Source organism: Mycobacterium yunnanensis, from assembly GCF_025823185.1.
GTDB lineage: Bacteria > Actinomycetota > Actinomycetes > Mycobacteriales > Mycobacteriaceae > Mycobacterium > Mycobacterium yunnanensis.
On the sequence record NZ_JACKVK010000012.1, the window covers coordinates 12,751 to 26,299 of the forward strand.

Below are 13,549 nucleotides of genomic sequence, written 5' to 3' on the forward strand. Positions count from 1 at the left end.
ACGATCTTAGGCTGTCACGCCATCACGCCACCACCGTTGACGTGCAGTGTCTGGCCGTGCATCAGGCGGGCGGCCGGAGCGGCGAGGAACACGACCGTGGGGGCGATGTCCTCCGCGGTCGCCAACTCCTTCGTCACCGATCCTCCCGTGCGTTCGCGGATCCATTCGGGGTCCTGCGCCAGGTCGGCGACGAGCGGGGTCGCGACCGGGCCGGGCGCGATGGCGTTGACCCGGATCTGCGGGCCGAGTTCGCGCGCCAATGCGCGCGTCAGCCCGATGACACCGGCCTTGGCAGCGGAGTACGAGACGAAGTCGTGGGCACCCTTGAAGGCCAACTGCGACGAGACGTTGACGATCGAGCCGTGCGCGCCGGGTTGGCGGGCGAAGCGTTGAGCCATCAACATCGGTCCGGTCAGGTCGGCGCCGATGGTCCGGTTCCAGTCGCTGAGGGTCATCTCGACGAAGCGATGGCGGTCCATCATGCCGGCGTTGTTGACGAGGATGGTGCACGGACCGAGCCGTTCGGCGATCCTGGAGAAGATCGCATCGACCGTGGGTTCGTCGGTGACGTCGCCTCCGACCGACATCGCGCGACCTCCCGCGACCCTCAATTCTCGCACCAGGGCGTCCGCACCGTCGTGGTCGTCGAGGTGATGCACCACGACCGTGGCCCCCGCGGCACCGAAGGCTCGGGTGAGGGCGGAGCCGAGACCACCTGTCGCCCCGGTGATCAGGACGATCTCACCGTCCAGCCGAAATGGCCCGGTCACGGTGGTGTCCGACGCCATCAGCCCGCCCGGGCGACGGTTGCGCTGGGCTCGACGTGCGCGGTGCCGCGCCGAATCCTGGCTCGGGCGACGGCCAGCGAGACGAGGGTGACGGCGCAGCAAGCGGCCAACATCATTGCCACCGGCCATGGTGAGCCGCCTGCCGCGATGACCAGGCTTGCCGCCACGAGGGGAGCAGGCCCGCCGACAAGGGTGCCCGAGAGTTCACGGCAGAGCGCCACTCCCGAGAAGCGGACGTCGGGCGGAAACAGACCTACCAGGAAGGCTCCTTGCGCGCCGCCCATCGCGCCGAAGGACACCGAATAGGTCAGCACCAGCGCCACTCCGATCAACACGGGCACGCGCGTGTCCAGCAGGGCGAACATGGGGAAGGCCATCAGCATGCAGTAGGCGGCTCCGAAGGTGATGACTCGGTGGTAGACCCCGATGCGGTCGGCAAGGAGACCAAAGCAAGCGCACAGCACTGCACCGACGATGGACGCAGTCAACGATGCGGTGAGCGCGACGCTTCTGGGCATGTCGAGTGTGGTGGTGATGTAGCTCAGCGCGAACGTAGTGGTGATGTAGGTCATCGCCTGGTGTCCGACCATGACGCCGAAGCCGACGAGCACGCTGCGCCAGTGGCCCCGCAGCAGCGCGAGCACCGGAACTCGTTTCTCCGCCTTGCGTTCGGCGCGTTCCTTGGCGGCCAGGAATTCTGGCGCCTCCTCCACCTTGTTGCGGATGAACACGGCCACGAAGAGGATGACGGCACTGAACAGGAAGGGGATGCGCCAACCCCACGTCAGGAACACGTCGCCGGGCAACAGCGCGACCACGAGGAAGGTCACCACGCCCAACGCCGTGCCGATGGCCGTCGCACCGTTTGGTACGGCGGTGCCGAATGCGCGTCGGCTGGGCCGGATCGTCTCGGAGATGATGGTGAAGGTGCCCGCCAATTCGGCACCGGCGCCGGCACCTTGCAGTAAGCGCAGGAAAACCAGGAGGGCAGGGGCCCAAAGGCCGATCTCGTCGTAGGTCGGCAGGCACCCCATCAGGAACGTCGACGCACCCATCAGCACGAGGGTGAAGATCAGTGCTGGTTTGCGGCCGATCTTGTCGCCGAAGTTCGCGATGAGCATGCCACCGACGGGGCGGGCGAAGAACCCGACGGCGAAGGTGGCGAACGCGGCCAGGGTGGCCGCCGACGGCGATAGGTCGCTGGAGAAGAACAACGGGCCGATGACGAGTGCCGACGCGGCACCGAAGAGGCCGAAGTCATACCATTCGACGACCGAGCCGACGGTGCCGGCGACCAGCACTCGGCGTTCCTGGACGGGGTCGACCCCGGGTGGTGGGTTGGTCGGTGAGCTCGACGATGAGGGTGTGTCAGTCACTGCAGCATCCTTTGGTGTCAGTGGGAAGTTGGGCGATTCGATTGACGGCGACGTGATCTCAGTACGAACGATCGAACAGTGAGCGGTCCATCTCCTTTGGCTCATGAGGGATGGAGACCGGGAAGCCAACTAGCGCAAGCACGTCGCGTTCGACGTCGACGCCGGGTGCGACCTCGACGAGTTCGAGATCGCCGCGGTCGTTGATCTCGAAGACTGCCCGTTCGGTGATGAAGACGACCCGCTGGCCGCGCTCGACGGCGAGTGGGCCGTTGAAGGAGACCTGTTCGACCTCTGCCACGAACCGGCGGGCCCGGCCTTCGGCGTCGACGGAGAGGGCACCGGTGGCGGTGTTCCACGACGTCGCCAAGCCACCGGCGGTGAGGGTTCCGCTGAAGACCACCGTGCGGGCGCCTTGGCTGATGTTGACGAACCCGCCGACACCGACGATGCGTCCGCCGAAGCGTGAGATGTTCACGTCGCCATGAGGAGAGACTTCGGCGAACGAGAGGAACGCGACGTCGAGACCCCCGCCGTCGTAGAAGTCGAATTGGTAGGGCTGGTCGATCATCGCGTCGTAGTTCACGGCGGCGCCGGCGTCGAGCCCGCTCATGGGAAGTCCGCCGACGAGGCCCTGCTCATTGGTGAGTACGACGCAATCCAGGACGCCGGATTCAGCGGCCGCCATCGCTACGCCCGTCGAGATGCCGGAACCGAGGTTGCATACCGCACCGGCGAACAGCTCCTGTGCCGCCCGGCGGGCGATGAGCCCGCGGGGGCCCTTCGGCAGCGGCGGAAGCTCGTCCAGGGGCACCCGCGCCGTTCCGGCGAACCCCGGGTTGTCGGCCGACTCGTAGGTCGTCGTCTGGTCTGGGGCGACCACGACGAGGTGGACCAGGAAGTGCGGAATCTTCACCGATTTCGGTGCGAGCGTGTGTTTCTCGACCACGTGGGCCACCTGGACGATGACCGTTCCGCCGTTGTTGTAGACCGCCTGAGCCATCGACAGCATCTCCCCGAAGTATGCCTCGCCCTCCATGGAGATGTTTCCCAACGTGTCGGCGGTCGTTCCCCTCAGCAGTGCGACGTGCGGTGTGACGGGCCGGTAGTGGATGAGCGGACGGCCGTCGACCTCGACGGCCACCGACGGCGGGTCGGCGGCTTCCGCGCCTTGGCGTCCGCCGCCGAGTCGGGGGTCGACGTAGGTGCCGATCCCGACGTCGGTGAACAAGCCGGGCCGCTTGGCTGCGGACTCGCGCATCAGCTGAGACAGCGAGCCTTGGGGCAGCGTGAACAGTTCGATCTCCTTGCGGCTGGCGGCGTCCGCAATGCCGGGTGCATCGACGACGGTTCCACAGACCACCCGCTTGAGGAGACCCTGATGGCGTAGGCGGTGCAGTCCCTTGGTCGACTTGTCTCCGATGCCTACCGGGTGGACCGTCGTCAGCTCGGTGGGAGACCCGTCGTCGAGGAAACGTCGCTCCAACGCCTCGAGCAGGCTCTCCGGTACGGCGTGACCGCCGCCGGAGCCGCCGATCACCACGGTGTCGCGGGGTTTTATCGCACGCACTGCTTCGTCGGCGTCGACGACCTTCATCGAACGGGTCCTTCCGTGTCGTGCTGGTGAGTGAAGCGTGGTTCGCGCTTCTGGATGAACGCGGCAACGCCCTCGTGGGCGTCGGCGGAGCCGTAAATCGTTGCGATGGAATCAATCTCGGCTTGTCTTCCGGAACTCCTGCCGTGGAGGAGTCCGGTGTGGACGCAATGCTTCGAAGCGCGGAGCGCGAGCTGGGGCAGCGCTGCGAGCCGCTCGGCGATGCGCAGGGCTTCTGATTCTGCAGCGCGGTCGGGTACGACGAAGGTGACGAGACCCCAGTCGAGCGCCGTGGCGGCGTCAATGCTGTCGCCCAGCAGGAGAAGCCGTGTGGCACGGGTCGTTCCGATGAGCTGGGGCAGTCGTTGCGTACCCCCACCCGAGGCGAAGACGCCAACCTTCACTTCGGGTAGGCCGAGCACCGCCGACTCCTCGGCGACTCGAATGTCAGCGGTCAGTGACAGCTCGAGTCCTCCGCCGAGCGTCGTCCCCCGTAGCACCGCGACGGTCGGCTGCGGTATGGCGGCAAATGCGTCGTAGGCTTCGTGTTCGGCTTCGGATACCGCTCGTCCCGCCTCCGGGGTTGTAGGAAAGCCCTTGATGTCGGATCCGACCGAGAGCGACCGGTCACCGTGCGACGTCAGGACTACGGCCCGAATGTCCGATCGCCCGGTGACGTCGTGTGCGACGTCACGCAGCCTTGCGCGCATGTGGTTGGTGAGGGGGTTCAACGGCGGGTTGACCAGCCGAATGACGCCCACCGGTCCGATCTTCTCGAGCTCGACCTGACCCACCGTGCCTTACTCCGCCCTGAGGTAACCGGTTACCTGCGTTGTGAGCGACGTTACAACGGCCGCCGAATTTAGGCAAGGGCCGTTCTCCTCTTAGCTGACGAGCGTGCAGGAAGCTGTTCAGAGTGGTCATCGGCAAACCGGATATCAACGTACGAAACAGACTGCTGCGCAACGTTATCGGGAAATACTAGTCACCAACGGCCTCGTCCTCGTCGTCGTCAGCATGTCTGCGGCGGCCTCCCATGAACGTGGGGTCCCGGCATCGTGTGGGACAGTCCCTGCTCAGTTGCCGGGCACGATCATGACGACCCGTGCCTGGCCGTCGGTCGTCCGTTGATCCTTGCTGAACCAAGTGGCAGTCCACGTCGTGTTCACATCGATGAACCGATCGAAAGGAACCCCGTGATCATCCAGTCCTCGTACATCCCAACTGCTAGCGCGGGCCCTCCGTCGACGGCCCGCGGCGGTGTCTTCGGCACGCGCTGGCTCCATGGCGCGGCCGTCGTACGCATTCTGTTCGGACTTCTCTGGGCAGTCGACGCCAGCTTCAAGTGGTCGCCGGGTTTTCGCGGGGGACAGACGCTGCCCGACGAACTCAGTAGGGCCGGGAAGGTCCAGACGCCCGTAATCCATCAATGGCTGGAACTCTGGAACACCGTCGCCCTGGCCAACCCCGGCCTCTTCGCGACCATGATGGCCATCCTCGAGTCGCTCGCCGCCGTGGCCTTGATCTTCGGTGTCTTGTCCAACCTCGCGTTCATCGGAACGGCGGTGCTGTCGTTCGGCATCTGGTCGGGAGCCGAAGGGTTTCACCTGCCCTTCCACGCCGGTATGACCGATCTCGGCCCGTCGGCGGGATACGTCTTCGCCTCGCTTGCGCTGTTCTTCGCCGCGGCCGGGTCGACGTGGAGCCTCGACACCTGGTTGCGATCACGGCTCGGGCGGTTCAGCTGGCTGGCTGCCCCGGCGCTGTGCTGAGCCGAGTATTCGAAATCCCGTCATCTTCTCCTCGTCCCCCCTACGAAAGCGAGATCTACGATGTCTGAAACCAAGCTCACGGTGATCTACGACAACCCCACCGATCCCGACGCCTTCGAAACCGCATACGTGGCAGACCAACTGGAGGCTGCCCGCAAGATTCCGGGGTATCTTCGCCTCGAGGCGTCAAAGGTGTGGCCCAAGGAGGACGGCACGCCGACACCGGCGTACCGCATGATCGATCTGTACTTCGCCGACTACGACGCCGCCTGCCTCGCCGTGACTACGCCAGAGGCGGGGGCCTTCATCCAGGCGCTGTTTCAACTCGCCGATGGTGGAGTGCGCATTCTGATGTCGGATGTCGAAGTGGCACAGGGCTGACCGCACCCGGCACTGGCGCGGGACATGACTACCTCCAACTGGGAGCAGTGAGATGAAGGAATCGACGAACCCGTCTGCAGCCATGATGAAGCGACGAGCGCGCATCGCCACGATGGCGCTGGTGAGCGGGGTTGGAATCGGTTTCGTGTCGATCGTCGGGAGTCCACAGGCGGTTGCCTCGCCGGGCAATCCCGGACTGACGGATCAGCAGCGGCAACAGATCGTCAGCGCATTTGCAACGGCCGTCGTACACGACGACCACGCCGGTATCGCCGCCACCGCGGCGCCCGACATCGTCTGGACGATTCCTGGTGAGAGCGTGGTATCGGGTCAGGTCAGCGGGGTCGACGCGGTCGCGAAGCTGGCCGACGTCCTGGCGCAGTACGGCCTGCGCATCGAGGTTCAAGGTTTTGCGTACGGAGTCGACACGGTAGCCGTCCGACTGCACGACAGCGGCGAGCGCAACGGCAAGACGCTCGACCAGGATGTCGTCAACGTCTTGACCATTCGGAACGGCAAGGTCGCGAACGTCGCGGCGAACCTGGCGGACGTCGACCAGTTCGACGCCTACTTCTCGTGACGCGGTCACGCTAGGGTTGGAACGTGCAGATCGGACGGCGTTCGGCTGCGCAAAACCTGGTGCAAGAGCAGGTTTCCGCTCTCCGTCACCGGACGGTGTCCCCGCCACGGCGGGTGCTCCTACACACGGTGGTCGCGTGTGTGATCGCTTCTGCTGCCGTCGCCGGTGGGGTCGCCCCGTCGGGCAGGGCCCTTCCCGATTGCTTCGAAAACGGTGGCTACAACCCTCCGCCCTGCAGCACGTCCGCGCCAGGGTCCGACAGCAGTGAGACCTCGAGTGCCCCCTCAAGCACCAGCCCGACGTCGGCGACCCCGTCGGCGACCTCGTCGGTGAATGCGCCACCAGATTCTGCGGTGACGGCGTGTCAAGACCAGGGCGCCATGACCGTCGCCATCGGTCTGCAACCTCCCACCTGTAGGTCGACCCAGGGACCGAACACGCCACCGGATTCGGGGATGACCGCGTGTCAAGACCAGGGCGCCATGACCGTCGCCATCGGTCTGCAACCTCCCACCTGTAGGTCGACCCAGGGACCGAACACGCCACCGGATTCGGGGGTGACCGCGTGTCAAGACCAGGGCGCCATGACCGTCGCCATCGGTCTGCAACCTCCCACCTGTAGGTCGACCCAGGGACCGAACACGCCACCAGATTCGGCGGTCGTCGCCTGTCAAAATCAGAATGCGATGAGCAATGCCCTTGGCCTCCAACCCGCTTCCTGTCCACCGTCGGCCAGAGGTTGAGAGCGGCTAGAAGGGTTGGTGAATGCCGGTAGTCCGAAAGCGGCTGCGGTACGTACTCGGGGACACGCCCAGCGCGCGCCGAAAGGTGCGTCGCATGGTGTCGGCTGAACCAAAGCCGGCGCGGCGCGCCACTGCTTCCTGCCCGTGATCGCCGGTCGCGAGCAGCACCTTCGCCGCCTCCAGCCGCGCCTGCTCGACGAATCGCGCCGGGGTCATCCCAACCTGAACGCGGAACATGCGGACGAGGTGCCGTTCGCTGACCGCCGCCCGATCGGCCATGGCCGCGATCGAGTGGTCGGCAGCCGGGTCGGCGACCACCGCGTCGAGGATCTCGCGCAAACCGCCCGACACGGGCAGTTCCGATTCAGTCCAGACGCTGAACTGAGCCTGGCCGCCTGGCCGTTGAAGGAACACCACCATCCAGCGGGCCACCCGCCGGGCTACGTCGGGACCGAAGTCGCTCTCCACCATGGCAAGGCCGAGGTCGATGCCCGCGGTGATGCCGGCACCGGTGATGAACCGGCCGTCTTTTACGAAGAGCGAATCGGGTACGACCTCGACGTCGGGGTAGAGCCGCGACAGCTCTTGGCAGTGCGCCCAGTGGGTGGTCGCGCGGCGGCCGTCGAGCAGGCCCAGCGCCGCCAGGACGAACGCCCCCGTGCATACCGAGGCGACGCGGCGCGCTCGCGGCGCCAGGTCGCCGACCATCTGCAAAGCCTCCACTACGGCGTCCGGCGTCTTCTCCTCCGGGATGTCGTGTTCACCGGGGGTGAAGTAGAAGTCGGGTGGTACTCCGCCCGGCACGATCAAGGTGTCGAACCGCTCTGGCACGTCGGCCATCGCCATGTCGACGTTCAGTGAGACGAACGACGTCGTGGCGGCAGCCCTGCCGGTCGGGGACACCAGGGTGACCTCGTAGTTGGCACCGAAATCGTTTGCCCGGGCGAAGATTTCGAGTGGCGCCGCGACGTCCTGCAAGGTGACCTTGTCGTACAACGCGAACACCACGGTCTTGGGCGCCTTCGGCTCGATGTCGGACACCTGCGGCTGTCCTTCCCGTGGCCCGTGAGGTGAGGCCAACGTAGTCTTGGGTTTCTCGGACGGCAACGCGAGCGGGCCGACGTCCGAAATCGCCCGATTCATGTCCGGACCTGACGGGCAGGGCAATGCCGACGTAATGCTTACGAAACCTCCTGACTCCAAGCTCATTTCATGGACTCACGGACAGCCTTGACGCTGAGCATCGGTGTACTCGGCGGCCTCGCGGTCGCTCTCACCGCCGACGTCATCACGGTGCCCATCTGGGTGGTGTTCCTCGCATGGGCGTCGTTCTTCTTCGTCGGGGGCGGCGTCGCCGGCTGGGTCAGGTCGGTGTCGTCGAACATCGTCGGCGTCGTGATCGCGTCGGCCAGCTTGTTCGCCGCCCACCTCATGGGCGGCAGCCTGCTGGTGACCGCGATCGCGGTGGGCGTCGGCAGTGCGATCATGGTGCAGGCATCGTGGGTGCCGCTGCTGGCGACCACCCCTGCCGTCGTGATCGGGTTCGCCTCCACGGTGTCGACGGTCGCCGGACGCGGCCATGACGTCACCGTCGTCACCATTTCCCATCCCGGCTTGGTCGCCGCCGTCGCCTGCATTCTCGGAGCGAGCTTCGGCTTGCTCTCGGAGTACCTCGCGACCGTCATGACCAAGTCAGCCGGCGCCCCCGCCACGAGTTCCGTCCCCCCGCCGATCGAAGGAACGCCCGCATGAAACTGCAGCACTATCTCGGTGGCCTCGAAGGCCTACCGGAACCACTGGAGATGGAACGGCGTGTCTTCGTCGAAGATTGGGAGAAGCGCATCTTCGGCATTCACGTCGCCATGATGGGGCTGTCGAAGCACCTCGGCACGGCGCTGCCCGAGTACCCCATCGACGGTGTGCCGACTGCCTTTCAGGACGAATGGACGTGGGCCGACCTGCGCACCGGGGCCGAGGCCATGAACCCGTTCGACTACTTCAAGTTTCGCTACTACGAGAAGTGGTTGGGTGGCATCACCCAGTTCTTCGTCGACAAGGGTTACGTGACCGAAGAGGAGCTGGCCGCCAAGGTCGGGGGCCTCACCCCGGCGACTGGTGCACCCGAAGCGGCCATCGACGATCAGGTGATCGCCTACCTGCGGCTGGGCGACAGCCCGCGGCGCGATGTCGCGCATCCGAAGTTTCCGATCGGCTCTGCCGTCGAGATCGCCAATCCGTCCACCGACGCACACAGTCGGCTGCCGGGCTACCTTCGCGGCCGCACCGGAACCGTGGAGCGCGTCTTCGAGGGCGACTACGCCTACTTCACCCACACCGGTGACGGAATCGGCGAACCCATGCCGATCTACATCGTCGAGTTCGAACCGACCGACATCTGGGGACCGCGCGCCGAGGCGGGCCCGGAGAAGCTCTACGCCGAGCTGTTCGAAGCCTATTTGGCGCCCATCGAGGAGGAATCATGACCGACCAGTTCGCCTATCCACCCGACCGTGAAGAGGCCAGCGCCAAGAAGGTCGCCGCCCTGGAGGCCCTGCTCATCGAGAAGGGCGTCATCACCCCGCAGACCGTGGACAAGGTGCTCGCCTACTTCGAGACCGAGATGACACCGCTCAACGGCAAGAAGATCGTCGTACGGGCTTGGAAGGATGCGGCTTTCGCCGAGAAGGTCGTCGCAGACACACCCGCGGCGATTGCCGAGATGGACCTGCCCGACGGTATGGCGGGTGCCGAAGGCGAGCACCTGCAGGCGGTGGCCAACACCTCGGGGGTGCACAACTTGGTCATCTGCACCCTGTGCTCGTGCTTCCCCTGGCCGGTGCTCGGACTGCCGCCCTACTGGTACAAGGACCCCACCTTTCGGGCCCGGGCGGCCCGGGAACCGCGCAAGGTGCTCGCCGAAGTCGGGGTCGACTTGCCCGCCGATACCGAGATCAAGGTGTGGGACTCCAGTGGGCATTCGCGGTGGTTCGTCATTCCCGAGCGGCCCGCTGGCACCGAACACTTCACCGACGACATGCTGATGGACCTGGTGACCACTGAAGCGATGATTGGCGTCGCATTGGCCGGGCCGGCGTCATGATGCTGCACGAGACCTGCACCACCGACCAGGCCGCACCGCAGTTCGACCACGATTGGCAGCGGCGGGCGTTCGGGCTGGCGCTCGCGCTGTCGGAGTTTCGACACTACGACTGGAGCGAATTCCAAGAGGGCCTCATCGCGACGATCGGAGAGTGGGAGGCTGCGCCGGAAGCCGAACGGGGGCAATGGGAGTACTACGACCACTGGGTCGCCACCCTCGACAAGCTCGTCGACCGCCACCACTTGTTGACGGCCCCGGTTCTCACCGATGCCAACGACCACGCCGTTGCCCACGACCACGACCATTAGGAGGACGACCAGATGAACCCCGCCACCCCTGCCATTCCCGCCCTGCCGACTCCGCGCGTCGACGCGCGCGGGATCGCCGCCGCCGTTGCCACGCCCGCGTGGCTCGCGGCGGTGACGCTTCTCGCGCTGACCGCCTACTACTTCCTCGGCTTCGACCAGGGCGCGGTGTCGGTCTTCGGTTCCGACACCCATGTTCACGAGTTCGTGCACGACGCGCGTCACCTGCTGGGGTTTCCGTGCCACTGAGCGGCGACGCCCGTGCGGCGATCGGCTTTCTCGTACCGGGTGCGGCAGCAGGACTGGTCGCCGTCGCCTTCAGTCGGCTGCTGATCGAGCCGCTCATCAGTGCCGCGGTGGATTACGAGGGCGCGCGTGAGCACGTCGAGGCCCAGCTTGCCGGCGGCGGTGACCACGGCCACGATCACGAATTGTTCACCCGCGCAGTCCAGGAGAACGTGGGTGCCGCCGTGGGCGTCATCGTGTTCGGCATCGCGATGGGCATCTTGTTCGCCGTCGTCCATCACGTGGTTCGCGGCGTCTTGGTGCGCCGCGGCTTCCGGCCTGACGCCTCGGCCCTGGCGCTCTTGGTGGCCGCGGGCATGTTCGTCGCCATCGCCCTGGCCCCCGGGTTGAAGTATCCGGCGAACCCGCCGACGGTCGGATTGGAGGACACCATCGGGGCGCGGAGTTCGGCGTTCCTGACGATGACCGTCGTCTCGGTGGTGACCGCGGGAGTGGCGCTGGCGGCTGGACTGGCATGGGCGCGACGGTGGGGAGGTTGGCGGGCCGCCGGCGCCGCCGTCAGCGGCTACGCCGCGGTGATCCTGACTGCGATGCTGCTGCTACCCAACTTTCACGAAGTCCCTGGCCCGATCGTCGGGCCTGACGGGCTGCTGCTCGACGGCTTCCCGGCCGAGGTCCTCGGCGAGTTCCGGGTCTACTCGATGGCCGTTCACGCGTTGACGTGGCTGGTCATCGGCGTGCTCTCGGGGATCCTCGGGGGCCGCGGTCGAACCGCTGCACGCCGCCCCGCGAGCGGGTCGGTCCCTCACGCAGTGAACGTGGTGGCGCCGAGCGCGACGTCGAAGTCGTCCACTCCGTGACGGGCCACACCCATCAGGAGTAGACCAGCTCCTTCCAGCCAGTGCGCCATCTTCACGCCGCCGACGTCGAGCGGGCGCAGCCCCAGGGAGGCAATGAATCTGGACACGTCTGCTTTGGCCTGCAGGTCATCACCGGCGTAGAAGACGTCGGGCCTGTGGCCCTTGTCCAGGACGTGCCCGAAGACGGTGTTGAGCGCCTTCACCACGTGGGCGTCGGCCGGGGCCACCTCCGAGACCTGTTGCGCAATCGAGGTGTCATCGGGGATGGCGAGCCCGTCGGCGGCGTCGTTGAACGGGTTGCTGAGGTCGACGATGACCTTGCCCGCGAGCGCCTCTCCGTACTGAGAGACGACCGGAACGACATCGGCATACCTCACCGCCACGATGACGATGTCTCCGGATGGGGCGGCGCCGAACGGCTTGGTGGCGGTGCCGCCACCCAGTGTCGCGGCCAGCGCTGCGGCCTTGGCGGCATTGCGTCCGATGATCTCCACGGCGTTACCCCCTGCGACGGCAAGGGTGCCAATGGTTCGGGCCATGTTGCCAGTGCCGATGATGCTGATGCTGCTCATGATCTTCTCTCCTGCGTGTGTCTCGTGACGCCCACGCCGGTGGCGAGGACGTTGCCAAGGTCGTCTCTAGGTTTCGGTCAGTAGTTCCCACGGCGTCATGCCGAGGAGGCTGGCCAGGCGTCGCTGCATTCGGACCCCCGACGGCAGTGGCCGCCACCAGATGGTCACCTCGGCGATCTTCCCGTCCCCGTCCACCCGGATGTAGTCGACTCCGTCGACGACGGTCTCGTCGACCTGGAGACGAAAGTGTGCGGCGTGGTGGGTTGTGCCACTGAGGACTTCGTCGTAAGCGAGGTGTGTCGCGACGGTGCCGATTGCCTGTATGGCCCGCAGAACCGCGTCGCGACCGGTGACCGGTGAGTCGTCGAGTGGGCCGAACATCACGACGTTCTCGGCGAGGATGGGGGAGAGCGCGGAGTCGTCGGCGCCCCCGTGCATGCCGTCGACGAAGGCAATCACGGTGTCGCGGTGTCGGGCTGGTGTCGTCATGGCTGCTCCTAGATGACGGTGGTGCCGCCGTCGACCACGAGCTCTTGACCGTTGACGTAGCTCGAGTCGTCGGAGGCGAGGAACACTGCGGCCGAGGCAATCTCCGCGGGGTGCCCTGACTCTCGCCTAGGAATCACCGACTCGAACTGTGCCTTCTGCTCCTCGGTCATCACCTGTTCCAGGGCCGGCGTGGCCACCTGACCGGGGGTCAGCACGTTGACTCGAATCTTCCTGTCTCGCAACTCCGACACCCATGCCCGCGCGTAGGCAGGCAACACTGCCTTGCTTCCGGCGTACACACTCCAACTCGGGTAGCCCCGCAGCGATGCATTCGACCCCGTCATGAAGATCGAGGCACGGTCGTTGAGGAGCGGGAGCGCCTTCTGGACGGTGAACAGGGTGCCGCGCGCATTCAGCCAGAAGGCGTCGTGGAAATCCTCCTCGGTGATGTCGCCAAGTGGGGCCTGCTTGCCGACCCCAGCGCTCGCCCACAACACGTCGATCGTGCCCTTCTCGCGCTTGACGGTGTCGAACAGACGGTCCAAGTCCGCCAGATCGGCCGAATCGCCCTGCACGCCAGTCACATTACGGCCGATGTGGTCCACGGCGTCGTCGACGGCCTCCTGACGTCGGCCGGTGATGAACACGTACGCGCCCTCGTCGACGAACGACTTGGCACCGGCAAGTGCCATCCCGCTCGTCGCACCGGTGATCACCGCGACCTTGCCATCCAGCTTTCCCATGAT

The 13,549-nt window shown here is 66.1% G+C and carries 17 protein-coding genes; 9 read left to right on the plus strand and 8 right to left on the minus strand.

The genetic code is table 11. The annotated features are described in order from the left end of the window. Positions 1-14 precede the first annotated feature (14 nt). Genes H7K45_RS23425 through H7K45_RS23440 form a run of 4 tightly spaced genes read right to left on the minus strand, consistent with a single transcriptional unit; the run spans position 15 to position 4,549 of the window. On the minus strand, positions 15-788 hold the full coding sequence (locus H7K45_RS23425; protein ID WP_263998438.1) for an SDR family NAD(P)-dependent oxidoreductase: 774 nt from the start codon (positions 786-788) through the stop codon (positions 15-17). Next, positions 788-2,164 (minus strand): MFS transporter, encoded by a 1,377-nt coding sequence (locus H7K45_RS23430; RefSeq protein WP_263998439.1) that lies wholly within the window; start codon positions 2,162-2,164, stop codon positions 788-790. The genes H7K45_RS23425 and H7K45_RS23430 overlap by 1 nt, the downstream gene beginning before the upstream one ends. A gap of 58 nt (positions 2,165-2,222) precedes the next feature. Continuing rightward, positions 2,223-3,758 carry an acyl CoA:acetate/3-ketoacid CoA transferase gene (locus tag H7K45_RS23435; RefSeq protein WP_263998440.1) on the minus strand — a complete coding sequence of 512 codons (1,536 nt, stop codon included), beginning with the start codon at positions 3,756-3,758 and terminating at the stop codon, positions 2,223-2,225. Continuing rightward, positions 3,755-4,549 (minus strand): enoyl-CoA hydratase/isomerase family protein, encoded by a 795-nt coding sequence (locus H7K45_RS23440; protein WP_263998441.1) that lies wholly within the window; start codon positions 4,547-4,549, stop codon positions 3,755-3,757. Before H7K45_RS23440 ends, H7K45_RS23435 begins: the two co-directional genes overlap by 4 nt. A 402-nt stretch (positions 4,550-4,951) precedes the next feature. Between H7K45_RS23440 and H7K45_RS23445 the strand changes: the two genes are divergently transcribed. From H7K45_RS23445 to H7K45_RS23455, 3 genes are read left to right on the plus strand one after another with little or no spacing between them, the layout of a single operon-like run. Continuing rightward, positions 4,952-5,527, plus strand: coding sequence for a hypothetical protein (locus tag H7K45_RS23445; RefSeq protein WP_263998442.1), 576 nt, complete (start codon positions 4,952-4,954; stop codon positions 5,525-5,527). 60 nt (positions 5,528-5,587) lie between these two features. Further along, positions 5,588-5,908 (plus strand): EthD family reductase, encoded by a 321-nt coding sequence (locus tag H7K45_RS23450; protein ID WP_263998443.1) that lies wholly within the window; start codon positions 5,588-5,590, stop codon positions 5,906-5,908. 52 nt (positions 5,909-5,960) lie between these two features. Next, entirely contained in the window at positions 5,961-6,488 is a 528-nt protein-coding gene (locus H7K45_RS23455) for a nuclear transport factor 2 family protein (RefSeq protein WP_263998444.1), read from the plus strand. 749 nt (positions 6,489-7,237) lie between these two features. On the opposite strand, the gene H7K45_RS23460 is transcribed toward H7K45_RS23455, so the two are convergent. Continuing rightward, a complete protein-coding gene (locus tag H7K45_RS23460; protein WP_263998445.1) occupies positions 7,238-8,272 on the minus strand; it encodes a GlxA family transcriptional regulator in 1,035 nt (344 codons plus the stop codon). Between the two features lie 171 nt (positions 8,273-8,443). On the opposite strand from H7K45_RS23460, the gene H7K45_RS23465 reads away from it, so the two are divergent. The 6 genes from H7K45_RS23465 to H7K45_RS23490 are packed head-to-tail and all read left to right on the plus strand — an operon-like array spanning position 8,444 to position 11,742. Then, a complete protein-coding gene (locus tag H7K45_RS23465; RefSeq protein ID WP_263998446.1) occupies positions 8,444-8,983 on the plus strand; it encodes a DUF1097 domain-containing protein in 540 nt (179 codons plus the stop codon). Next, entirely contained in the window at positions 8,980-9,714 is a 735-nt protein-coding gene (gene nthB, locus H7K45_RS23470) for a nitrile hydratase subunit beta (protein ID WP_263998447.1), read from the plus strand. The genes H7K45_RS23465 and nthB overlap by 4 nt, the downstream gene beginning before the upstream one ends. Then, positions 9,711-10,331, plus strand: coding sequence for a nitrile hydratase subunit alpha (gene nthA, locus H7K45_RS23475; protein ID WP_263998448.1), 621 nt, complete (start codon positions 9,711-9,713; stop codon positions 10,329-10,331). The genes nthB and nthA overlap by 4 nt, the downstream gene beginning before the upstream one ends. Further along, positions 10,328-10,639, plus strand: coding sequence for a nitrile hydratase accessory protein (locus H7K45_RS23480; RefSeq protein WP_263998449.1), 312 nt, complete (start codon positions 10,328-10,330; stop codon positions 10,637-10,639). The genes nthA and H7K45_RS23480 overlap by 4 nt, the downstream gene beginning before the upstream one ends. A 12-nt stretch (positions 10,640-10,651) precedes the next feature. Next, complete coding sequence (locus H7K45_RS23485; protein ID WP_263998451.1) at positions 10,652-10,885, plus strand: CbtB domain-containing protein; 234 nt, start codon at positions 10,652-10,654, stop codon at positions 10,883-10,885. Continuing rightward, positions 10,876-11,742 carry a CbtA family protein gene (locus H7K45_RS23490; RefSeq protein ID WP_263998452.1) on the plus strand — a complete coding sequence of 289 codons (867 nt, stop codon included), beginning with the start codon at positions 10,876-10,878 and terminating at the stop codon, positions 11,740-11,742. The genes H7K45_RS23485 and H7K45_RS23490 overlap by 10 nt, the downstream gene beginning before the upstream one ends. On the opposite strand, the gene H7K45_RS23495 is transcribed toward H7K45_RS23490, so the two are convergent. The 3 genes from H7K45_RS23495 to H7K45_RS23505 form a co-directional block, all read right to left on the minus strand. Further along, complete coding sequence (locus H7K45_RS23495) at positions 11,688-12,314, minus strand: NADPH-dependent F420 reductase (RefSeq protein ID WP_263998453.1); 627 nt, start codon at positions 12,312-12,314, stop codon at positions 11,688-11,690. The genes H7K45_RS23490 and H7K45_RS23495 overlap by 55 nt on opposite strands. Before the next feature lie 66 nt (positions 12,315-12,380). Further along, a complete protein-coding gene (locus tag H7K45_RS23500; RefSeq protein WP_263998454.1) occupies positions 12,381-12,803 on the minus strand; it encodes a nuclear transport factor 2 family protein in 423 nt (140 codons plus the stop codon). An 8-nt stretch (positions 12,804-12,811) separates the two neighbouring features. After that, positions 12,812-13,546, minus strand: a complete 735-nt coding sequence (locus H7K45_RS23505; RefSeq protein WP_263998455.1) for an SDR family NAD(P)-dependent oxidoreductase — start codon at positions 13,544-13,546, stop codon at positions 12,812-12,814. Positions 13,547-13,549: the final 3 nt, after the last annotated feature.